At 72.4% G+C, this 20,637-nt stretch carries 21 protein-coding genes; 13 read left to right on the plus strand and 8 right to left on the minus strand.

Translation table 11 applies throughout. The features are described 5' to 3' along the window. The first annotated feature begins 1 nt into the window (after window position 1). Complete coding sequence (xdhC, locus tag ACWDEN_RS44535) at window positions 2-811, plus strand: xanthine dehydrogenase accessory protein XdhC (protein WP_351617774.1); 810 nt, start codon at window positions 2-4, stop codon at window positions 809-811. 115 nt (window positions 812-926) lie between these two features. Here the strand turns inward: xdhC and ACWDEN_RS44540 are convergent, their stop codons facing one another. From ACWDEN_RS44540 to ACWDEN_RS44555, 4 genes are read right to left on the minus strand one after another with little or no spacing between them, the layout of a single operon-like run. Then, window positions 927-1,838: a phosphotriesterase family protein gene (locus ACWDEN_RS44540; RefSeq protein ID WP_450863722.1), complete on the minus strand. Its 912-nt coding sequence runs from the start codon at window positions 1,836-1,838 to the stop codon at window positions 927-929. Beyond that, complete coding sequence (locus ACWDEN_RS44545; protein WP_351617779.1) at window positions 1,835-2,419, minus strand: DUF4865 family protein; 585 nt, start codon at window positions 2,417-2,419, stop codon at window positions 1,835-1,837. Before ACWDEN_RS44545 ends, ACWDEN_RS44540 begins: the two co-directional genes overlap by 4 nt. Window positions 2,420-2,464: 45 nt before the next feature. After that, entirely contained in the window at window positions 2,465-2,854 is a 390-nt protein-coding gene (locus ACWDEN_RS44550; RefSeq protein WP_351617782.1) for a (R)-mandelonitrile lyase, read from the minus strand. Window positions 2,855-2,859: 5 nt separating this feature from the next. Then, the gene (locus ACWDEN_RS44555) at window positions 2,860-3,435 is read right to left on the minus strand and encodes a TetR/AcrR family transcriptional regulator (RefSeq protein ID WP_351617784.1); all 576 of its coding nucleotides are present in this window, start codon (window positions 3,433-3,435) and stop codon (window positions 2,860-2,862) included. A 189-nt stretch (window positions 3,436-3,624) separates the two neighbouring features. Here ACWDEN_RS44555 and ACWDEN_RS44560 point away from each other — a divergent pair, with 189 nt between their 5' ends. Genes ACWDEN_RS44560 through ACWDEN_RS44570 form a run of 3 tightly spaced genes read left to right on the plus strand, consistent with a single transcriptional unit; the run spans window position 3,625 to window position 7,222 of the window. Continuing rightward, window positions 3,625-3,918: an SHOCT domain-containing protein gene (locus tag ACWDEN_RS44560; RefSeq protein ID WP_351617787.1), complete on the plus strand. Its 294-nt coding sequence runs from the start codon at window positions 3,625-3,627 to the stop codon at window positions 3,916-3,918. Further along, on the plus strand, window positions 3,915-4,664 hold the full coding sequence (locus ACWDEN_RS44565) for an ABC transporter ATP-binding protein (protein WP_351617790.1): 750 nt from the start codon (window positions 3,915-3,917) through the stop codon (window positions 4,662-4,664). Before ACWDEN_RS44560 ends, ACWDEN_RS44565 begins: the two co-directional genes overlap by 4 nt. After that, the gene (locus ACWDEN_RS44570; RefSeq protein WP_351617793.1) at window positions 4,661-7,222 is read left to right on the plus strand and encodes an ABC transporter permease; all 2,562 of its coding nucleotides are present in this window, start codon (window positions 4,661-4,663) and stop codon (window positions 7,220-7,222) included. The genes ACWDEN_RS44565 and ACWDEN_RS44570 overlap by 4 nt, the downstream gene beginning before the upstream one ends. Before the next feature lie 252 nt (window positions 7,223-7,474). Here ACWDEN_RS44570 and ACWDEN_RS44575 read toward each other — a convergent pair whose 3' ends face one another. Both ACWDEN_RS44575 and ACWDEN_RS44580 read right to left on the minus strand, forming a co-directional pair. Further along, window positions 7,475-8,113: an ATP-binding protein gene (locus tag ACWDEN_RS44575; protein ID WP_351617796.1), complete on the minus strand. Its 639-nt coding sequence runs from the start codon at window positions 8,111-8,113 to the stop codon at window positions 7,475-7,477. 254 nt (window positions 8,114-8,367) lie between these two features. Further along, on the minus strand, window positions 8,368-8,691 hold the full coding sequence (locus ACWDEN_RS44580; protein WP_351617798.1) for a hypothetical protein: 324 nt from the start codon (window positions 8,689-8,691) through the stop codon (window positions 8,368-8,370). A gap of 353 nt (window positions 8,692-9,044) precedes the next feature. Between ACWDEN_RS44580 and ACWDEN_RS44585 the strand changes: the two genes are divergently transcribed. The 8 genes from ACWDEN_RS44585 to ACWDEN_RS44620 all read left to right on the plus strand — a co-directional run bounded on the left by ACWDEN_RS44585 (window position 9,045) and on the right by ACWDEN_RS44620 (window position 16,554). Next, on the plus strand, window positions 9,045-10,169 hold the full coding sequence (locus ACWDEN_RS44585) for a PLP-dependent cysteine synthase family protein (protein ID WP_351617801.1): 1,125 nt from the start codon (window positions 9,045-9,047) through the stop codon (window positions 10,167-10,169). A 232-nt stretch (window positions 10,170-10,401) separates the two neighbouring features. After that, window positions 10,402-11,613, plus strand: coding sequence for an ATP-binding protein (locus tag ACWDEN_RS44590; protein ID WP_351617802.1), 1,212 nt, complete (start codon window positions 10,402-10,404; stop codon window positions 11,611-11,613). Further along, window positions 11,610-12,011 carry a roadblock/LC7 domain-containing protein gene (locus tag ACWDEN_RS44595; RefSeq protein ID WP_323376296.1) on the plus strand — a complete coding sequence of 134 codons (402 nt, stop codon included), beginning with the start codon at window positions 11,610-11,612 and terminating at the stop codon, window positions 12,009-12,011. Before ACWDEN_RS44590 ends, ACWDEN_RS44595 begins: the two co-directional genes overlap by 4 nt. Then, window positions 12,008-12,382, plus strand: a complete 375-nt coding sequence (locus ACWDEN_RS44600; protein WP_351617803.1) for a DUF742 domain-containing protein — start codon at window positions 12,008-12,010, stop codon at window positions 12,380-12,382. The genes ACWDEN_RS44595 and ACWDEN_RS44600 overlap by 4 nt, the downstream gene beginning before the upstream one ends. Beyond that, window positions 12,357-12,959 carry a GTP-binding protein gene (locus tag ACWDEN_RS44605; RefSeq protein WP_351617805.1) on the plus strand — a complete coding sequence of 201 codons (603 nt, stop codon included), beginning with the start codon at window positions 12,357-12,359 and terminating at the stop codon, window positions 12,957-12,959. The genes ACWDEN_RS44600 and ACWDEN_RS44605 overlap by 26 nt, the downstream gene beginning before the upstream one ends. A gap of 110 nt (window positions 12,960-13,069) precedes the next feature. Next, on the plus strand, window positions 13,070-14,374 hold the full coding sequence (locus ACWDEN_RS44610) for a cytochrome P450 family protein (protein ID WP_351617822.1): 1,305 nt from the start codon (window positions 13,070-13,072) through the stop codon (window positions 14,372-14,374). 126 nt (window positions 14,375-14,500) lie between these two features. Further along, window positions 14,501-15,766 carry a cytochrome P450 gene (locus ACWDEN_RS44615; protein ID WP_351617808.1) on the plus strand — a complete coding sequence of 422 codons (1,266 nt, stop codon included), beginning with the start codon at window positions 14,501-14,503 and terminating at the stop codon, window positions 15,764-15,766. Next, window positions 15,763-16,554: an enoyl-CoA hydratase/isomerase family protein gene (locus ACWDEN_RS44620; RefSeq protein ID WP_351617810.1), complete on the plus strand. Its 792-nt coding sequence runs from the start codon at window positions 15,763-15,765 to the stop codon at window positions 16,552-16,554. Before ACWDEN_RS44615 ends, ACWDEN_RS44620 begins: the two co-directional genes overlap by 4 nt. On the opposite strand, the gene ACWDEN_RS44625 is transcribed toward ACWDEN_RS44620, so the two are convergent. Further along, on the minus strand, window positions 16,555-17,028 hold the full coding sequence (locus ACWDEN_RS44625; protein WP_351617813.1) for an SRPBCC family protein: 474 nt from the start codon (window positions 17,026-17,028) through the stop codon (window positions 16,555-16,557). A 68-nt stretch (window positions 17,029-17,096) separates the two neighbouring features. After that, window positions 17,097-17,927, minus strand: coding sequence for a DeoR/GlpR family DNA-binding transcription regulator (locus ACWDEN_RS44630; protein ID WP_351617816.1), 831 nt, complete (start codon window positions 17,925-17,927; stop codon window positions 17,097-17,099). A 292-nt stretch (window positions 17,928-18,219) separates the two neighbouring features. Between ACWDEN_RS44630 and ACWDEN_RS44635 the strand changes: the two genes are divergently transcribed. Next, a complete protein-coding gene (locus tag ACWDEN_RS44635) occupies window positions 18,220-20,541 on the plus strand; it encodes a hypothetical protein (protein ID WP_450863729.1) in 2,322 nt (773 codons plus the stop codon). Window positions 20,542-20,637: the final 96 nt, after the last annotated feature.

Genomic DNA, 20,637 nt, shown 5'->3' on the forward strand with positions numbered 1-20,637 from the left:
CATGACGTGGATCGCCGCGGTCGCACGGTTGCGAGCACGCCGGGAGCCCGGCGTGCTGGTGACCGTCGCGACCGTGCGCGGTCATGCCCCGCGCGACGCCGGTGCGAAACTCGTCGTGGGGCAGACCGAGACGTGGGGCTCGATCGGTGGCGGCAATGTCGAGGCCGTCGCGATCGACCGGGCCCGGGAGGTGATCGCGGCGTCCAAGCCGGAGCCGGAGCTGATCGATTTCGCCCTGAACGACAAGGTGACCAACCAGCACGGCGTGCAGTGCTGCGGTGGCACGGTCTCGGTGCTGCTCGAACCGTTGCCGGTGGTACGGGCCGTGGCGATCTTCGGCGTCGGGCACGTCGGGCTGGAACTGGCGCGCATCCTGGCACGTCAGGACCTCGACCTCCATCTGATCGACACCCGCTCCGACGTCCTCGCCGAGGAGCGGCTCGACGTGCTGGCAGACGCGGTGGCGCAGGTGCACGTGCATCACACGCCGCTCCTGCCCGAGGAGGTGCTGGAGGAGTTGCCGCGCGGCACCCACATCATGATCATGACCCATGATCATGCCGAGGATGCCGCCCTGTGCGACGCGGCCCTGCGCACAAGCCATCTCGGCTCCATCGGGCTGATCGGGTCGGCGGCCAAGTGGACGCGGTTCCGCAAACGCCTCGCCACCGAGGGCGGTCACGACGAGGCCACCATCGACCGGATCAAGACCCCGATCGGGCTGGCCGACATCACCGGCAAGGAACCCGCGACCATCGCCGTGAGCGTCGCGGCCGATCTGCTGCGCACCTTCGAAACCGAGGAGAACTGACTCTCCGGCCGGATCGGCGGGGTGCCCCGCTGCCGTGCGCACGCATGCATGCGGGGCTCCCGTTCGGTGCGGTGTCGGCCGGCTCTCATCGGCCGGGGTGACAGGATCTGGGCGCTTACTTCCAGTCGGCCGCGAAGGCCCGGCCCGGATGTTCGGCCAGCATCCGGTCCACCAGTTCGGCGCCCAACTCGGCCACGAGCCGCGCCCGCACCCCGCGCAGCAGGTGCGGCATCCCGGTCCCGCCGTCGACCGAGCGGGCCCCGGCGACCACCGTGTCGCCGCCGAGCAGAAGCCGGTCGCCGAAGCCGGCGTCGGCCAGGGCCCGTACCGCCTCCGGCATCCGCCAGTCGGTGGCGTGATGGGCGCGGGAGGGCCCGTCGAAGGCCAGCCAGCAGCCCGACTCAGCGGCCTGCCGCTGCACCACCGGGTCGGGGAACCGGTTCAGATGGCCCAGGATCACCCGGTCGCCGGGCACCCCCAACTCACCGCACAGCAGGTCGAGTACGTCCAGCGCGGCGGTGCCCAGCTCCAGGTGCACGGCGATGGGCGCACCGGTGGCGTGATGCGCCTCGGCCGCCGCCCGCATGGTCCAGCGGGCGTGCGCGTCGAGCGCGTGGAAGCCGCCCGCCACCTTGATCAGACCGGCTCGCACACCGGTCGTGCCGATGCCGTCGGTCAGCTCGGACACGAACAGCCCGGTGAGGCCGTCGCCGGCCGGCCTGCCGGGCAACGCGGAGTCGTAGTGCACGGCCTGGTGCAGTCCCGTGGCGCAGACCAGCCGCACACCGGTGGCCCGGGACAGCTCCGGCAGGTCCGCCGCCCGCCGTCCCATGCCGTACGGCGTCCACTGCACGACGGCTGCTCCGCCCGCCGCCCGGAACGCGGCCAGCTCGGCCCGCGCCGCCGTCAGGTCGTCGAGCTCCTGGCCCGGCAACCGCGGGCTGCGCAGGAAGAGATGGTCGTGCGCGTCGCACACGCCCAGCTCCCCGGGCCGGATGTCGCCGAGGACCGTGCGGACCTGGCTCACCACTGCCGCCCGCGCGGCAGCCGGTCGCGGCCGGGCGCGGACAGGTGCAGCACCTGGTACAGGTCTCCGTCGGCCTTGGGCGTGTCGTGCTCCCAGAGCGAGAAGTGGACCAGCTCCCACGCGCGCGTGTCCACGGCCGCCGCCGCGAGGACCGCACCGTCCTCCGCCGCGAGCCGCTCGGTCTCGGCCGTCGCGTCCGCCATGAAGGCCGCCAACTCCACGCCCTCCGGCATCGGTTGACGCCGTCGCACGGCGAACGCGGGTGCGGTACCGGTCGCGGTGCCCTCCTCGAAGGCCAGGCCCGTCCACTGCCGGATCGCCGGCCGCCCGAAGTCGTCGACCGGCCCCTGGAAGGCCCCTCCCCACAGGAAGCTGTTCATGCCCTCCACGGTGTTCCACAGGTAGAACGGCCCGTACTGGTTCACCGGCGAGCCGTGCACCCCGCGCTCGCGCAGCACGTACGTTTTGACGCCGAGGCCGTCCCAGTCGTCCAGCAGGTGCGCGACGCGGGCGACGCGGGAGCGGATGACGCCCATGTCGTAGTCCGCGGGCAGGGTGAACTCGTACTGCATGGCGTGCATGTCCCGGATCCTTTCGCGGGTCTCACGTATCAGGTCTCGTCGGTCTCAGGCGGGGTAGTCGCCCACGTGCGCGTGCCACTCGGTCGTCGTGCCGTCCTCGGCGGCCTCCACGACAGCGAGATGGGTCATGAAGGTGCGGGGCGCGGCTCCGTGCCAGTGCCATTCGTCCGGCTCGATCCACACCGTGTCGCCCGCGCGGATCGCCTCCACCGCGGCGCCCTTGCGCTGCACCAGCCCCTCGCCGTCCAGGACGTGCAGCACCTGCCCGTGCGGGTGCCGGTGCCAGGCCGTGTGGGCGCCCGGGGCGAAGTGGACGTTGAACATGCGCAGCCGGGACGGAGCGGCGGGCGCGGCGATCTCGTCCAGCCAGACCGTGCCGGTGAAGTTCTCCGCCGGGCCCTGCCGGGTCTCCGGACGCCGTCTGGTGATGTGCACGTGACTCAGTTCTCCTGTCCGGGAGTTCGGGGTGCGAGCAGGGAGAGCAGACCGCGCACCCCGGCGTCGAAGGCGGCGGGGGAGCCGGAGGCGCGGGCGAGGACGTAGCCGCCCTGCACGGTGGCGAGGACGGCCGCGCCGATCTCCTCGCCGTCCAGCTCCGGTGCGAACTGCCCCTGCCGCTTGCCCTCTTCGACGAGCTCGGCGATCCGCTCGCGGATGGCGGCGATCGTCTCGTCGACCGGCGCGCGCAGTTCCTCGCTCGCGATCACGTCGGGGTCCATGGTCAGCCGGCCGACCGGGCAGCCGCGCAGCACGTCACGCTCACGCAGCAGATACGCCTCGATGCGCTCGTACGGCGTGCCCGGCCCGTCCAGGACCCGCTCGGCGGTGGCGCGCAACTCCTGTGCGGTCCGCCGGATCGCCGTCAGGGCGAGATCCGGCTTGCCCTTGAAGTGGTGGTACATGCTGCCCTGGCCGGCGCCGGCGCGTTCCAGGATCGCCTTCGGGCTCGTGCCGACGTACCCGCGCTCCCACAACAGCTCACGGGTGGACTCGATCAGTCGTTCCGAGGTGCTCATGCGACCACTGTACATACTAGTAGTTACAGTCCGCCAGTCCCCGGGGAGCAGTCCGCCGCCCCCGCCGTACTCCCCGGGAGGTACCCGCACTGCCGCCGGCCGCACGACGACCGAAACCCCCTGCCGGAGGGAGTCTCGTGGCATCCCCGAAGAGCGGGGAGGACGACACCGACGAGGAGATGACCCGAGATGCAGACCCTGGCCGACTGGGGTGGCGGCGGACCCGGCCCCTGGATCCTGTTCTTCCCGCTGATCTGGGCGGCCGTCGTGCTCGGCGCCGTCACCTTCCTGCGCCGCACCGGCCTGCGCGGCCGCGGCGGCCCCTGGCGGCACCTGGACGCCGGACGCCCAGCGGGCGACTCGCCGCTGTCGGTCCTCGGCCGCCGCTTCGCCTCCGGCGAGATCGACGAGGACGAGTACTGGCGGCGTCTGTCCGTCCTGGAGGAGCAGTTCGGCCGCGCCGGCAAGGGAGGTGCGGCATGACCACGACTACCGCAGTGCGGACCGCGGCCCGCGTGGTGGACGCGGTGAAGGTGTACGGCGGTGGCGACACCGCCGTACACGCCCTCGACGGCGTCGACGTCTCCTTTCCCGCCGGACGCTTCACGGCGATCATGGGCCCCTCGGGCTCCGGCAAGTCCACCCTCATGCACTGCGCGGCCGGCCTCGACACGCTCACCTCCGGCGCCGCCTACATCGGGGACACCGAACTCGGCGAGCTGGACGACCGGCGCCTGACCCTGCTGCGCCGGGACCGGGTCGGCTTCGTGTTCCAGGCGTTCAACCTGGTGCCCACGCTGACCGTCGCGGAGAACATCACCCTGCCCCTGGACCTGGCGGGGCGGCGCGGTGACCGGGAGTGGATCGACGCGCTCGTCGACGTCGTCGGGCTGGGCGACCGGCTGCACCACCGTCCCTCGGAACTCTCCGGCGGCCAGCAGCAACGCGTCGCCGTGGCACGGGCGTTCGCCGGGAAGCCCGACGTGGTCTTCGCCGACGAGCCGACCGGGAACCTCGACTCCCGCTCCGGGGCCGAGGTGCTCGGCCTCCTCGGCTCCGCCGTGCGGGAGATGGACCGCACGGTCGTCATGGTCACGCACGACCCGGTGGCCGCCGCGCACGCCGACGAGGTGCTCTTCCTCGCCGACGGCCGCCTGGTCGACCGCATGGAGTCACCCACGCCCGACAAGGTGCTGGACCGCATGAAGGCCTTCGAGGTGCGGTCATGAACGCCTCGATCCGGCTCAGCCTCACCTCCCTGCGCGCGCACCGGCGACGGTTCGCCGGCACCTTCCTCGCCGTGTTCCTCGGCGTCGCGTTCCTGGCCGGCACCCTCGTCATGGGCGACACGCTGCGCGCCGGCTTCGACAGCATGTTCGGCCAGGCCACCAGCGGCACGGACGCCGTCGTACGCGGCGCCGACGCCATCACCGCACCCGGCCAGGCCCAGGGCGTACGGCGGCCCGTGGACATCTCGCTGGTGAAGAGCATCGAGCGGGTGCCCGGCGTGGCCGCCGCCGTCCCGGACATCCAGGGCGCCGGGCAGCTGGTCGGCTCCGACGGCAAACCGGTAGGCGGCCAGGGGCCGCCCACGCTCGCCGGGAACTGGATCACGGACCCCCGCCTCAACCCGTACCGGCTCGCCGAAGGCCGGGCTCCCGCCAGGCCGGGCGAGGTCGTGGTGAACCGGGGTGCCGCGAAGAAGGGCGGTCTGAAGATCGGTGACACCACCACCCTGCGCACCCCGGACCCCGTGAAGGTCACCGTCGTCGGGCTCGCCACCTTCGGCGGCCAGGACGGCATGGCCCAGGTGACGTTCACCGGCATGACCCGGGCCGACGCCGAGAAGTACCTCACCGCGCGGCCCGGTCAGGCGGCGTCCATCGCGGTGCGGGCCGAACCCGGAGTCGGGCAGGAGGAGCTGGTCCACCGGCTGACTCCGGTGCTGCCCAAGGGAGTCGAAGCCATCACCGGTCAGCAGTCGGCGCAGGAGAACACCGACATGATCTCCAGCCAGTTCCTGACCATCTTCACCACCTTTCTGCTGGTCTTCTCCGGCGTCGCCCTGCTCGTGGCCACCTTCTCCATCCACAACACGTTCGCCATCGTGGTCGCCCAACGCACCCGCGAGAACGCCCTGTTGCGCGCCCTCGGTGCGGCCCGCCGCCAGTTGACCGCCGCCGCCCTCGCCGAGGCCTGCGTCGTCGCGCTCACCGCGTCCCTCACCGGACTCGCGGGCGGCATCGGCATCGCCGCGGGCCTCCAGGCGCTGTTCCCGGCCATCGGGTTCCCGTTCCCCGACGGCGACCTGGTGATCAAGACCCTGTCGATGGTGCTGCCGCTCGCGGTGGGGATCGCGGTCTGCCTGGGCTCCGCGCTCCTGCCGGCCCGGCGCGCCGGACGCACGGCGCCGCTCGCCGCCCTGCGCGAGACGGCCGTCGACACCTCCGGTGCCTCCCGCGTGCGTGCGATCGCCGGGAGTGTCCTCGGCGCGCTGGCGCTCGCCACGACCCTGACCGGCGTCCTCGTCTCCCCGTCCGTGTGGCTGGCGGGACTCGGCGCGCTGCTCGCCCTGGCGGCCTTCGTCGTCCTCGGCCCGGTCGCCGCCACCACGGCCGTACGGCTGCTCGGCGCGCCCCTGGACCGGCTGCGCGGGGTCACCGGCTCGCTGGCCCGGCGCAACGCCCTGCGCAGCCCGAAGCGGACGGCGGCCACCGCGAGCGCGCTGATGATCGGCGTGGCCGTGGTGTCGCTGTTCACCGTCTTCGGCGCCTCACTGAAGGCCACGATGGACCGGACGGTGTCCCGGTCCTTCGCCGGTGACGTCGCCGTCAGCAGCCCGTCCTTCGGCGCGGGCGGCAGCGGGCTCAGCCCGCGGCTCGCTCCGGCGCTCCAGCGGCTGCCGCAGGTGGACACGGCGGTGGGACTCGGCCGCGGGGTCGCCGAAGTCGACGGCAGGGGACGCGCGTTGACCGTCACCGATCCGGCCGCGCTCGCCCGCACCTTCGACCTGGGCACGGTCACCGGCTCCCTGCAGGGCCTCGGCACCGACGGCATCGCCATCACCCGGAAGGAGGCCGACCGGCAGCACCTGCACACCGGTGACACAGCCAGGCTGACCTTCACCGACGGCAGGACGGACGACTTCACCGTCCGTGCCGTGTACGGCCAGTCGGAACTCGCCGGCGACTACGTCATCACCCGTGCCGCCTGGGCGCCGCACCGCACCCAGGACACGGACACCCTGATCGCCGTCACCTTCAGGCACGGGGTGAGCACCGACGCGGGCAAGGCGGCCGTACGGAAGGTCGCCGCGCAGTACGGCAACCCGTCCGTGCAGACCCGCGACGAGTACGCGCAGTCCTCGGCGGGCGGCATCGACATGATGCTCACCCTCGTCTACGCGCTGCTCGTCCTCGCGGTGGTCATCGCCCTGCTCGGCATCGCCAACACGCTGACCCTCGCGCTGCACGAACGCACCCGGGAACTCGGCCTGCTGCGGGCCGTCGGCCAGACCCGGGCCCAGTTGCGGGCCATGGTCCGCTGGGAGTCGGTCCTGGTCGCCGCGTTCGGCACGGCCGGCGGTCTCGGACTCGGTGCCTTCCTGGGCTGGGTGCTGGTGAAGGCCTCCGACGGCGCGAGCGACACCGCGTTCGCCTTCGCCCTGCCGCCCGCGCGGCTCGCGGTGGTCGCCCTCGTCGGCCTCACCGCCGGCGCGCTGGCGGGCCTCCGCCCGGCCCGGCGGGCGGCCCGGCTGGACGTCCTGCGGGCCATCGCGACGGAGTGACTGCGTCGCTTCGGCCGGGGCGCCCGGTCATCGGGTCGCGGGAGACCGTTCGCGGGTGCGGGTGCGGGTGCGGGTGCGGGTGCGGGTGCGGTGTGGCCGGTCGCTCAGTTCCCCGCGCCCCTGGGGAGTTGCAGCCGGCCGCACCCCCGGAACCGCGCGACCAGCCCTCCGCATACCCGTACCCGCGCACGGTCCGCACCGACCCGACGCGTGGGCGCGCTGCCGCGAGGCCGGAGGTCCCTCACCGCCCGGTCAACCGGCAACGGTCGACCGGGCGGGAGCCTGCGCTCCGGCGGGAGCGCGAGCCGCGCTCGCCGCCGGCGCCGCCGCGACGGGGGCTTCGGCAGTCAACGCGACCCCGGCGCCGACAGGCGTCCCCGCCGGTGTCTTGGCCGCCGTGCCGAAGCGGACGGGCTCCGGCGTCGGCCGTACCTCGGCGGCGCGGCGCGGGACGTGGGCCGGCCCAGGCCGTACCACCGCGGGGGCGGACAGCGTGAACCAGACGACCTTGCCGTTCTCGCCGTCCGGCCGGGCGCCCCAGCTCTCGCTGACCGCCGCCACCATCGCGAGCCCCCGCCCGCACGTGGCGAGCGGGCCACCGTCCGGCAGGTCCGCGATGTCGGACGGGACCGGAAGCCGTGGATCGTTGTCGCGCACCGAGACCGTGAGCCGGTCCGGCGCCAGCTCCAGCTCGACCGTGCACGACTTGTCGGGCCTGGCATGCCGGTGGACATTGCTGAGCAGCTCCGTCACACCGAGCGCGGCCCGGTCTATCAACGCGTCCATGTGCCAGTAGCGCAACTGCGCAGATACGATTCTGCGGACCTGGCCGATCCGCGACGGCAGGGCTTGGAGCTCCACCGTGCAGTGCCTGCTTGGGTGACTGATCACGGCTGCGACTCCCCGATGTAGAGGTCCGAAGGGACCGGAAGAACACGGAGAACAACGGATCCAGCAGGGTGCTTGCGTCCAAACGTCCGCCTGCTGTCGTGGCCGGCGGGCTGGTTCGCAGCGTTATCGCCGGTAAACCCAGAGTGACGTGTGACCAGCGTGACGCAGCGGATGCGGTCCCGCAACTCGCCGCGACGGACCGCTGCTCGGAGTAACGCGACCGGCCCGTTCCCCGGCCGGCGGCCGTACGGCTCTCAGTGGCCGCGTCCGGCGGCCCGGCGCACCGCCTCGATGAACCGCCGTGCCGCGGGCGGACCCGGCTCGCCGGGGGCGGGGTCGTGCTCGCCCAGCGTCAGCAGGTACCGCTTGCCGTTGAGGTCGGCCAACGCCTTGTCGTCCGGCCGGAACCAGGGCCTAGACGCGCGCACCGCCTGCACCGGGGCACTGTCGATCTCGCTGCCGTAGCTGGTGAGCAACTCCAGCCTGCCGTCGTTGATCCGGACCTGACCGGCCCGGGTGAGCGAGCGCAGCCGCTTGCCGATCCGCACGCCCGTGGCTGTGAACTCCGGCTCCGCCATCCTTCGCCGCCCCCTTGCCCGTGTGCTTCCGCGATCCATTGTGCGCTCGCGTCCGGTCCAGTGTGCGCCCGCGTCCGAACAACGGCGTGCGCCTGCGTTCGGGACGATCGTCCCCTCGCGTGCAGTCTGCCCCGATGCGGCCGGGAGCACCAGTACGCGCGAGGCGCCCGCCGAAGTCGCCCGGAGCACTCCCGCCAACGCGCCCCCGCAGGCCTCCCGCGCCCTGCGCCCCAGGGCGGCTTTGGGTGGCTCAAAGATGCGTTTATGCAGGTGGGAAGTGGTGTGAAAGATGCCTATGCTCGAGATGCCGGCCGCGTGAGGCGTCGTCGGCGCCCAGCGTAAGGAGCACCGCCGTGAGCACCACCGACCAGACCCGGACCGGCGTCACCCTCGACGTCGACCGCAGCGACGCCGCCTACCGCGACTGGCTGAAAGAGGCCGTCCGCAAGGTCCAGGCCGACGCCAACCGATCGGCGGACACGCACCTGCTGCGCTTCCCCCTCCCCGAGCACTGGGGCATCGACCTCTACCTCAAGGACGAGTCGACGCACCCCACCGGAAGCCTCAAGCACCGCCTCGCCCGCTCCCTGTTCCTCTACGGCCTCTGCAATGGCTGGATCCGCCCCGGCCGCCCGGTCATCGAGGCCTCCAGCGGCTCCACCGCCGTCTCCGAGGCCTACTTCGCCAAGCTGATCGGCGTGCCCTTCATCGCGGTCATGCCCCGCACGACGAGCGCCGAGAAGTGCCGCCTCATCGAGTTCCACGGCGGACAGTGCCACTTCGTGGACGACTCGCGGAAGATGTACGAGGAGTCCGCCCGCCTCGCGGTGGAGACCGGCGGCCACTACATGGACCAGTTCACCTACGCCGAGCGGGCCACCGACTGGCGCGGCAACAACAACATCGCCGAATCGATCTTCCGCCAGCTGGAGTTGGAGCGGTTCCCGGAGCCGGCCTGGATCGTCGCCACGGCGGGCACCGGCGGCACCTCCGCGACCCTCGCCCGCTACGTCCACTACATGCAGTACGACACCCGTATCTGCGTCGCCGACCCGGACAACTCCTGCTTCTTCGAGGGCTGGACCACCGGTGATCCGGACGTCACCTGCGACTGCGGCTCCCGCATCGAGGGCATCGGCCGGCCGCGCATGGAGCCGAGCTTCGTGCCCGGTGCGATCGACCGGATGATGAAGGTCCCGGACGCGGCCAGCGTCGCCGCCGTACGGGCCCTGGAGCGGGCCATCGGCCGCAAGGCGGGCGGTTCCACGGGCACCGGGCTGTGGAGCGCGCTGAAGATCATCTCCGAGATGGTGGCCGAGGGCCGCACCGGCAGCGTCGTCACCCTGCTGTGCGACCCGGGCGACCGCTACCTCGACAAGTACTACTCCGACGCCTGGCTCGTGGAGCAGGGCCTGGACATCACGCCGTACGCGGCGGCGATCGAGACCCTGCTGGCCACGGGGGTGTGGCCGGACTGAGCCCGTCCCCGTCCTCCGGCGGCCGGTGGCCAACGGGCGGGTGACGGGGTTGTGAGGGTTTGGTGACGTCTCAATTGAGGTTCTGGGCAAGGTGGTTGTGCCTGTGTGACTGATAAGATCATCCCACTTTTCGGTGGGCTGACGGCGCGTCATGAACGCGTACGGGGGGACAGTCTCAAAGGCACCATCGCGCTCGCACGCTCCCGGCGCGATGCGACTTGAAGAGAGTCTCATGACGTCATTGACCACGGATCCACTGCTGTGGATCTTGCTGGTGGTGCTCGTCGCTGCGGTCGTCGCAGTGATGCGGGCCCGGAGAACCAACATGGCGCTCCGAAGAACGAGAAAGGACCTGGAGGCAGGACTGGGACAGGCCCGCGGCGACGTCGGGCAGCTCCACACGCACATCGCCGCGCTGACCGCACAGCATCAGCGTGACCTCGCGGACGTACGGGCCGACGCGGAGGCTTCGACCAAGGCCGTGCTGAAGTCCGCGATGGGCACGCTCCAGTCGCTCGCCGAGGAACAGCAGGTCCTCCTGGACAGCCTGCTGAGGAAGTACGGCGACACCACGGACGTCCTGGCCGACCTGATGACGGTCGACCACACCGGCAGCCAGTTCGGCCGCCGCGCCAAGGGCATCTCCGTGCTGTGCGGCGGATGGCTGGGCCGGCGCGAGGGCGCCGCCACGGTCTACGACGTCGCCCGCAGCGCCCAGGGCAGGATCAAGGACTTCGACCGGGTCAGCGTCCACTCGCAGGTCAGCGTCTCCCTCGTCGGCAAGGCGGTCGAGCCGGTGGCCGTCGTACTGGCCGAACTGCTGGACAACGCGACGAACTACAGCGCGCCCGGCACACCGGTCGAGGTCAACATCCAGACCGTGCCGACCGGTATCTGCTACATCGTCGACGACGCCGGACTCGGCATGGACCAGGAGACCAAGGACCGGGCGGCGGCCCTGCTGTCCGTGGACGGTCCCGTCGACATCACCGGTCTCGGCGATCCGCCGCGGTTCGGCTTCGCCGTGTGCGGCATGCTCGCCGCCCGCTACGGCTTCGCCGTCTCCGTCGGCTCCGTTTCCCCCTACGGCGGAGTGCGTGCAGTGATTCGTGTGCCCGAAAGCCTCCTCTCGGCCGACACTCCTTCCCCGGCGGCCGGCGCCCAGGACGACCGGGACGCCACGGCCCCGGAGGCCGCGCCCCAGCGACTGGCGCCGGTCCCGGTCGTGGGCCCCTCGCACGTGGTGGGAACGACCTCGGGAGGTCTGCCCAAACGCCGGCGGCGCAGCGGCACCGTCACCGTGGTCCCGGCCCCCGACACCGCAGGCCAGGAGGGCTCTCCCGAGCCGGCCAGCGAGGTGACGGCGTCCCGGATCGGGGCGTTCGCGCGCGGAACTCAGCTCGGGCGGACCACGCAGACCACGGAAGGACCTGACAACCAGTGAAGATCGACCTGTCCTGGGTGCTGAACGACGTGCTCGAAGTACGCGGAGCCCGGCACGCGATCCTCGTTTCGGGAGACGGCCTGCTGCTGCAGCGCTCGGACGACATCGCACGCGACGATGCCGAGACGAACGCGGCCGCGATGAGCTCGATGCAGTCGCTGAGCCGCGCCGTCGCGGGGTTCGTGGGAGCGGGACACGGAATCTGGAAGCAGACGCTGCTGGAGTACGACGGCGGCTGGATCTTCCTGATCGCCGCCGGCCAGGGCTCGTACCTCGCCGTGTCGGCCGCGCTGGACGTCGACATGGAGGCCATGTCCTTCCGCATGCAGAAGACGGTGGCCGCCCTGAGCAAGGCGATGAGTGTGGCTCCGCGCTCGGAGAACGGTGCCGGGGTATGACCACGCCCGGCGAGGAGGCCTCCGTCACCAGCGAGTTCGTCCGCTCCTACGTCATCACCGGCGGCCGTAGCCTGCCGGCCGCGGACGACCTGGCGCTGCACACCCTCGTCACCCTGGCTCCCGAGCGGACCCCGCCGCTGGGAGCCGGCCCCGAGGTGATGGCGATCTGGCAGCTGTGTGCGGGCGGCTACCTGTCGGTCGCCGAGGTCGCGGGCCACGTGGGCCTGCCGGTGGGGGTGGCCCGGCTGCTGCTGACCGATTTATCAGAGCAGGGCCACCTCCTGCGCCGCGCCGAGCCGCCCCGGGCTCAGAACGTTGACAGAGCGACCCTCGAGAAGGTTCTGAATGGACTCCAATCCCTCATCGGCTGAGACGGCCCCTGGATCCATCTACGTCTCCAGCGCGGTGACCAACGCCGCCAAGATCCTGGTCGTCGGGCATTTCGCCGTGGGCAAGACGACCCTCATCGGCTCGCTGTCGGAGATCACCCCGCTGCGCACCGAGGAGAAGATGACCCAGGCGTCCCTCCACGTGGACGACCTCAGGGGCGTGACGGACAAGACCACCACCACCGTGGCCCTGGACTTCGGCCGCCTGACGCTCAGCGACGACCTCGTGCTGTACCTGTTCGGCACCCCGGGGCAGCAGCGTTTCATGCAGCTGTGGGAGGACATGGCCCGCGGCGCGCTGGGGGCACTGCTCCTGGTCGACCCGGCCCGGCTGGAGGAGACCTTTCCCGTCATCGACCTCGTCGAGCGGTACGGCCTCGAGTACGCCATCGCCGTCAACGGCTTCCAGCCGGGCACGGTCTACGAGGAGGCGGAGGTGCGCGAGGCCCTCGACCTGCTCCCGGACACCCCCGTGGTCTACTGCGACGCCCGCGACCGGCAGTCCTCCGCCCACGCGCTGATCGCGCTCGTCCGTCACCTGCTCACCCGAGCCGCCTGACCCGCCCATCCGCCCGGACCGTCTCTCCCCCGGACCACCGGCCCGGAGCCAGCAGAAGGAACCCCATGGACCGCCAGTCAGTCCCCGCCCCCGCCGACGCCAGATGCCCCATGCACGACCACGCGTTCGCCGCCGACCCCCACCAGGTCTACGACCGGTTGCGCGCCCACGGTCCGGCCGGACCGGTCGAACTCGCCCCCGGCATCGACGCCACACTGGTCGTCGGCCACGAGACGGCCCTGCGCGTGCTGCAGAACACCACGCTCTTCGCCCGGGACTCCCGCCGCTGGAAGGCGCTGAACGAAGGGCACATACCGCTGGACCACCCGGTGCTGCCGATGATGGCGTACCGGCCCAACTGCCTGTTCACCGACGGCGCCGTGCACCTCAGGCTGCGCAAGGCCGTCACCGACAGCCTGGCCCGGCTCAACATCACCCGGATCCGGCGCGACGTCGAGCCCATCGCCGACTACCTCATCGACCAGTTCTGCGAGCGCGGCCGTGCCGACCTCCTCAACGACTACGCCAAACTGCTTCCGCTGCTGCTCTTCAACAAGCTGTTCGGCTGCCCGGCGGACATCGGTGACACGCTCACCAGCGCCATGTCGGCGATCTTCGACGGCAAGGACGCCCTGCGCGCCAACGAGGAGCTCACCGCCTGCCTCATGCAGCTGATCGCCCTCAAGCGCCGGCAGCCCGGCGACGACGTCACCTCATGGCTGATCCAGCACCCCGCGGGGCTGACCGACGAGGAGCTCAAGGACCAGCTGGTCATGCTGATGGGCGCCGGCGTGGAACCCGAGCGCAACCTGATCGGCAACGCCCTGCTCCTGCTGCTGTCACCGGACACCAGCGGACGCGACTCCGGGCTGCTGATCGAGGAGGCGATCGATCACGTGCTGTGGAACCAGACGCCCATCGCCAACTACGCCACCCACTACCCGGTCCAGGACGTGGACCTCGGGGGAGTGGTGGCCGAGGCGGGCACGCCGGTCGTCATCAGCTTCGCCGCCGCCAACACCGACCCCGCGCTCGCCGAGGCCCGCCACAGGCACAGCAAGGGCGCCCACCTGGCCTGGGGGGCGGGTCCGCACGCGTGCCCGGCCAAGGACCCGGCGCAGGTCATCGCCGTCACCGCGATCGAGAAGCTGCTCAACGCCCTGCCCGACCTGATCCTGGCCGTCCCCGAGAAGGACCTGGAATGGCGTCCCGGCCCGTTCCACCGGGCGCTGGTCACGCTCCCAGTGGCCTTCAGCCCCGCACCGGCCACCCATATCGCCGCCGCGCTGCAGAGCCGGACCGTCCCCGCCACGGCAGAGCAGCCGCTTCCCACGGCGCCGGTCGCCGCCGCCCGCCAGGAGCCGGCCAGGAAGAAGGGCTTCTGGAGCACCTTCCTGGACGTCTTCCGGGTGTGATGCCTGAGATGTCGCGGTCTCATGTGCGGCATGTGACGGGAGCAACACTGTCGGGCGCATGACGAAGGAGAGGGGAAGGGTAGGTTCCGGCGGTATCGGTAGCGCCCAGCCACAAAGGAGCTTCGCGTGACCGCCGTTGGCGTCATACGCGGTACCACCCCCACCGACCGCCGAGCCGTCATCCCCCTCCTCCGTCGCCTCCGCTCCGCCGAGGGACAGGCCGATCCCCTCCCTGTCTGGGACGAACTACGCGCACTGGGCGAAGTGGTGCCCGCTCCCTGGGGCGGGTACTTCGTGACCGGATTCGATGCCTGCAACCAGATCCTGCGCGGCAGGGACTGGCTCGTGCCGGATTTCGCCTGGCAGCAACGCCGGCCGGACATGGCGCGCTGGCAGGACCCGGCGACCCGGGAGATGACACGGACGCTGTCCCGCCTCAACCCGCCCGAGCACACCTCGCGGCGCCGCGCCCTGGGCAACCTCTTCGACCGCGGCACCCTCGAGGCCATGCGGCCCCGGATCGCCGCCCATGTCACCGAGCTCCTGGACCGTCTCGCCTTACAGCTGCGCGCCCACGGCGAGGCCGACTTCGTCACCACGGTCGGCGACCAGCTGCCCGTCCACACCGTCGGCCACTGGCTCGCCATCCCGGCCGAGCACTACCCGCACATCCTGGACTTCACCCACCGGCAGGTGCACGCCCAGGAACTGATCCCCACCAAGAGCGAACTGGCCGTCTCGGCCGAGGCCACCCTGGAGATGCGGGCCTACTTCACCGGCCTGATCGCCCACCGGCGCGCCCACCCCGGCGACGACGTCCTCAGCGGCTGGATCCGGTACTGGGACGCCGAGTGCCCCGACGACCGCGCGGCGGCCGACCAGATGCTGTACGACCTGACGATGTTCATCACCATCGCCTCCCTGGAGACCACCGCGACGCTGCTGACCAACGCCGTGTGGTTCCTGACCCAGGACCCGGCCCGGGCCGACTGGCTGCGCCGGCACCCCGAGCACGTCGACGACGCGATCGAGGAGGTGCTGCGCTACGACCCGCCGATCCACCTCAACTCGCGCTTCGCCGCCGACGACACCGTCCTCGCCGGTGTTCCCATCGCCAAGGACACCACCGTCCACGTCCTGTACGGCGCCGCCAACCACGACCCGCGCCGCAACCCCGACCCCCACCTCTTCGACATCCGCCGCAAGGGCGCCCACCTCACCTTCGGCGGCGGCGTCCACTACTGCCTCGGCTCGGGCCTGGCCCGCCTGGAAGCCCGAATCCTGCTCACCCGCCTGCTGGAACGATTCCCCACCCTGCGGCCCACCGCGGGCCCGACGTATGCGAACCGGATGGTCTTCCGGCGCATCACCTCCCTGAAAGTGACGACATGACCGCCCTGCCCCTCACGACCCTCCCGGCCGGCGCCGTACGCCCGACCCTGCGGACCCACCGGGAGGGCCCCGTCCTCACCGTCGAGCTGAACACCCCCGAGCAGGGCAACACCGTCACCGACGCCCTGCTGGACGACCTCCTGGGGGTCCTGCAGGACCAGGACCCGGCCGTCCGGGTGCTCGTGCTCACCGGGAGCGGTGACGACTTCTGCCTGGGCGGGGACCGCCGCGAGTCCGTCCGGCATCTCGCCCACGACCCCACGGGCGGCGCCATCCGCATGTCCGGGGCCAAGGCGCGGCGCGTCTGCGAGGCCCTGACCTCGAACCCGGCCGTGACCATCGCACGTGTCCACGGCAAGGCCATCGGGGCGGGCTTCGCCCTCGCGCTCGCCTGCGATCTGCGGGTGGGATCCGAGGACGCGACCTTCCGGCTGCCCGAACTCGCGCTCGGGCTGCCCACCGCGTGGGGCGGCCTGCTGCCCCGTCTCATCAACGAGGTCGGCGCCGCCCGTGTCCGCGAGATCGTCCTCACCGGCCGCGCCATCACAGCGACGGAGGCCCAGTCCCTGTCCATCCTGCAGAAGGTCGTCCCCGCCCACGAGCTGGACGCGGCCGTCGCCGACTGGGCGCGGCCCGTCGTCCGCCGCCCCCAGGCGGCGCTGCGCGTCACCAAGACCCTGCTCAACTCGCTGTCCGCGGCCTCGCGTCTGGCCGATGTCTCCGCACTGGACGCGGAACTGATGGCGGCCGTCGTGACCGAGTCGCACCATGCCCGCAACAGCAGCTGATCAGCGCCGCGCCAGGCGCCGGTCCAGGGACGTCACCGCGTCGCGGAAGGCGCGCCCGAGGCCCGCCCCGGCCAGCCCGAGAACGAACCGGAACGGCGCCGTCCCGTCCGCGGCGAAGGTCCACTGCACCCGGGTGCCCGTGCCCCGAGGAGCCAGGCGCCACTCCTCGGCCAGGGCACGGACGCCCGGCGCGTTGGTGGCGTCGACGCGGTAGGCGTACACCTCGGGCGCCTTCGCCGCGAGCACCGTCTCCTCGAACCGCGTCCCGCCCCTGAGCCGGATCTCACGCCCGGCGCCACCTTCGGTGGCTCGGGCGAGCGTCACCGCCGAGAACCACTGCGTCCAGCCGGGCACATCCTCCGCGAGCGCGCGGAAGACCTGCTCGGGGGACGCGGAGACCCCCCGCGCGAAGACCAGACGTACGGGCGCGGCCCCGACGAAGTCGAGATCCACCGGGCGCAGACGACGAGCCATGGACGTAACCCCCTTGTGCCACTCCCGCAGGGCGGTCGACCGGGCGGCCCACCATAGCTGACAGACCCTCAGATGTCTGCGTCGTCTTCCCCGGGCTCGCCCGCCACCACCACCCGCAGGTGCTCGGAGATCTCCGCGCGCGCCTCGGCGGGCAGGCCCGCGTCGGTCACCAGCGTGTCCACCTGCTCCAGCGCGGCGAAGGAACTCAGGCCCACCGTGCCCCACTTGGTGTGGTCGGCGACCACCACGACCCGGCGCGCGGAGTGCACCAGCCGCCGGTTCGTCTCCGCCTCGGCGAGGTTCGGCGTGGACAGCCCGGCCTCGACCGATATGCCGTGCACACCGAGGAACAGCAGATCGAAGTGGAGGGCGGCGATCGCCTGGTCGGCCACCGGTCCCACCAGCGAGTCCGAAGGGGTGCGCACGCCGCCGGTGAGCACCACGGTGGCCGCGCCCTGCCGCTGGCCCGAGGTGCGCTGCGCCGCGTGGAAGACGTCCGCGACCCGCACCGAGTTCGTCACGACGGTCAGGTCCGGCACCTCCAGCAGCTGCTGGGCGAGCGCGTACGTCGTCGTACCGCCGGACAGGGCGATCGCCGTGCCCGGGGTGACCAGCTTGGCGGCGGCGCGCGCGATGTCCTCCTTGGCGGTCAGCTCCAGACCCGACTTCGCCTCGAAGCCGGGCTCGTGCGTGCTGGCCTCGACCACCGGCACCGCGCCGCCGTGCACCTTCTCCAGCACACCCTGGCGGGCGAGGGCGTCCAGGTCACGGCGTACGGTCATGTCCGACACGCCGAGCCTGCGGGTCAGTTCGTTGACCCGCACACCGCCCCGGCGCCGGACCTCGTCCAGGATCAGGGCGCGGCGCTGCTCCGCGAGGAGGTTCTGATTCTCACTCACGTACGCTCCGGTCCTTTCGCCGCCATCCGTCCGACCCGCCCGGCGCACCGGCCCCGACCAGGAGGTTCCGGCCGGCCGGAGATGCACGGGCGTCCCATCTTGTCACGGGTCGCCACCGGTTGCGCCACCACCTGTCACGACGCGCACATGCCACGTCCGCCACATCCGCCCCGGCCGGCATCACACGGATCGGGGAGATTCCGTGACGAGAGGTGTACGACACCCCCGGACCGGAGATCCTGAAGCCCGCATCGACACAGTTCTTCGGGTGCGTCACGGGGGTGCCGGAACGGTGGACCACGCACAGGAAGGCCGCAGCCTGCGGCAGCCGGACGCCGAGCTGGAGTTGCTGGTGCACGGGGTGGGCGGGACCACTCCCGAGAAGATGCTCGGCGACCCGCGCACCGTCCGGGTCACCGGCGACGACACGGCCGCCGTCTTCCGGCGCGCCGTGGACGCCGAGGCCGGGAAAGAACCCGGGAACGGGCCGGTCCAGGAGGCGTACGTCTGGTGCAACCTCACCTCCGGCGACAGCAGCCGCGCCCTGTGGCTGTTACTGCTGCCGTTCATGGTGGTCAACCTCGCCCACTGGATGCGCCCCGCCGCGGCCGGCCGGCACCGCACCGTCCGCCTCTACGGCCTCCTCGTACGGCTGGCCGCCCTCAGCCTGACCGTGCTGCTGGTGGCCGCCGCCTGCGAGGTGGCCCTGGACCTGGTGGGCTGGCAGTGCGCCGGCGTCCGGTCCTGCGCCCACCGCCACTCGTGGCTGGCCTTCCTCGCGCCCCCGGCGTCCGTGGCCCCCGGCGGGCACGCCACCTGGTGGAGCCTGCCCGGCCGCCGGCTCGCGCTCGCCGCACTGGTGCCGACCGCGCTGACGGCCCTGCTCTGGTACCTCTCCCGCCGGACCTGGAGCGCCTACGAGTCCCACCGGCCGATGACCCACGACCCCGAGCCGGACACCGATGCCAGCGCGCTGACCAGGCCGGGCTTCTGGTACGGGCGCCGCCTCGTGGCCCGGCTGCGCGCCGCGCACACCGCCGCGGCCCTGCTGACCGTCGCCGCCGCCGTCGCGGCCCCCGCGGTCCGCTTCGACCACCGGCTCGGCGGCCCCGCCGCCCTGGACATCCTCGGCCGGCTGCTCACCGCGGCCCTGCTGGCCTGGGCGGCGACGGCCGCTGGGGTGGTCTGCCGCCGGGGCCGCAGCGAGAACCGCCTCGACCAGCGGCTCGACCGGCACCTCGTACGCCTCCTGCCGCTCGGCGCGCTCATCCTGCTGCTGCTCACCGTGATCTACGCCGGCTGGGCCCGGCCCGGCTGGCGGTCCACGGGCCGGCTGCCGGGCGACCCGGCCTTCGGCGCTCTCATGCTGGCCCAGGGGCTGCTGGTCGTCGCGCTCGCCGTCGTGGCCGGGTGCCTCCACCGCCGCAGCCCCGATCCGCGCGCCGGCATGTGGGGCCTGGGCGGACCGGCCGTCGCGCTGCTCGCCTGCGCGCTGGGCGGCGTGATGTCCGGCGGGGTCGCACAGCGCGTCGCCGACTGGCTCGACGGCACCCACGCCGCGCTCCCCGGGCCCCCGGTCCTGCTGACCTGGCAGGCGTCCACGATCCCGCCGGTCCTCGCGGTCCTGCTGCTCCTCGCCGCCCGGCTCGGGTTCGCCGCCGCCCGGCTGGCCCGCGCCGAACGCCACCGGGTCCGCCACGAGCATCCGGGCGAGCCCGAGGACCCGGGCCGTACCCGCGCCATCGCCCACGTCCGCGCCATGGCCACGCTCACCGACCGGGCACCTCTCGTCGTCGCCGTGCTCGCCGCCACCACCCTGCTGCTCGGCGCTGTGGCGCTGGCCGGTGCGCTGGCCACCCGGAAGACCCCCGACGGAGCCGCCCACCGCACCTACGACGCCGTACAGTCCGTCGCCGCGACCTCGCAGGCGCTGGGCTCCTGGCTGGTCGGCCTCGGCTTCGTGCTCTTCGTGACCTGGGGCAGGCGCGCCTACAAGGACGCCTCGGCGCGGCGCACGATCGGCATCCTCTGGGACGTCGGCACCTTCTGGCCGCGCGCCGCGCACCCCTTCGCACCGCCCTGCTACGCCGAGCGCGCGGTGCCGGACCTGACCTGGCGCATGGCCACCTGGACGCAGCGCACCGACGGCCGCCTGGTCCTCTCCGGCCACTCCCAGGGCAGTGTCCTGGCCGCGGCCGCCGCCTGGCAGCTGCCCCCGTCCGTCCGCGCCCGGATCGCCCTGCTGACCTACGGCTCCCCGCTGGAACGCCTGTACGGCCGCTGGTTCCCGGCCCACTTCGGACCGCCCGCGCTCGCCGCCCTCCACCGCGACGTCGCCTGCTGGGGCAACCTCTACCGCAGCACCGACCCCATCGGCGGCCCCGTCCGCGTCCCCGACGACGGCACGCCCGAGGTCGACCACGGCCCCCTGCGCGACCCCCTCGCCTACGGCCGTACGCCCGCGCATCCCCTCCCGGCGCCCATCCTCGGCCACTCCGACTACCAGGCCGACCCCGTCTTCGCCCGGGTACGCGCACGTCTGCTGGCCCGGCTGCGCCCGGAGCTGCCGGGGCCACGGCCAAAGCCCACGGAGCACCGCGCCGACACCGGCTAGATGTATTGATCACGAGCGTTGTTGACAGCCGCAGGGCTTGATCATGGCGAAGACCTCCGGTGTGGTGGAGCTGTCTAGGACTGCACCGCACGGAGG

It is taken from the genome of Streptomyces sp. NPDC001153, assembly GCF_053598315.1.

Bases quoted from the DNA above. Each gene is read 5' to 3' on its own strand.
- ACWDEN_RS44555 (WP_351617784.1), bottom strand. From the start codon at position 3,435: ATGAGCACCTCGGAACGACTGATCGAGTCCACCCGTGAGCTGTTGTGG.
- ACWDEN_RS44625 (WP_351617813.1), bottom strand. From the start codon at position 17,028: ATGGCTCGTCGTCTGCGCCCGGTGGATCTCGACTTCGTCGGGGCCGCG.
- ACWDEN_RS44545 (WP_351617779.1), bottom strand. From the start codon at position 2,419: ATGCACGCCATGCAGTACGAGTTCACCCTGCCCGCGGACTACGACATG.
- ACWDEN_RS44590 (WP_351617802.1), top strand. From the start codon at position 10,402: ATGACGTCATTGACCACGGATCCACTGCTGTGGATCTTGCTGGTGGTG.
- ACWDEN_RS44560 (WP_351617787.1), top strand. From the start codon at position 3,625: ATGCAGACCCTGGCCGACTGGGGTGGCGGCGGACCCGGCCCCTGGATC.
- ACWDEN_RS44605 (WP_351617805.1), top strand. From the start codon at position 12,357: ATGGACTCCAATCCCTCATCGGCTGAGACGGCCCCTGGATCCATCTAC.
- xdhC (WP_351617774.1), top strand. From the start codon at position 2: ATGACGTGGATCGCCGCGGTCGCACGGTTGCGAGCACGCCGGGAGCCC.
- ACWDEN_RS44580 (WP_351617798.1), bottom strand. From the start codon at position 8,691: ATGGCGGAGCCGGAGTTCACAGCCACGGGCGTGCGGATCGGCAAGCGG.
- ACWDEN_RS44600 (WP_351617803.1), top strand. From the start codon at position 12,008: ATGACCACGCCCGGCGAGGAGGCCTCCGTCACCAGCGAGTTCGTCCGC.
- ACWDEN_RS44565 (WP_351617790.1), top strand. From the start codon at position 3,915: ATGACCACGACTACCGCAGTGCGGACCGCGGCCCGCGTGGTGGACGCG.
- ACWDEN_RS44620 (WP_351617810.1), top strand. From the start codon at position 15,763: ATGACCGCCCTGCCCCTCACGACCCTCCCGGCCGGCGCCGTACGCCCG.
- ACWDEN_RS44570 (WP_351617793.1), top strand. From the start codon at position 4,661: ATGAACGCCTCGATCCGGCTCAGCCTCACCTCCCTGCGCGCGCACCGG.
- ACWDEN_RS44610 (WP_351617822.1), top strand. From the start codon at position 13,070: ATGCACGACCACGCGTTCGCCGCCGACCCCCACCAGGTCTACGACCGG.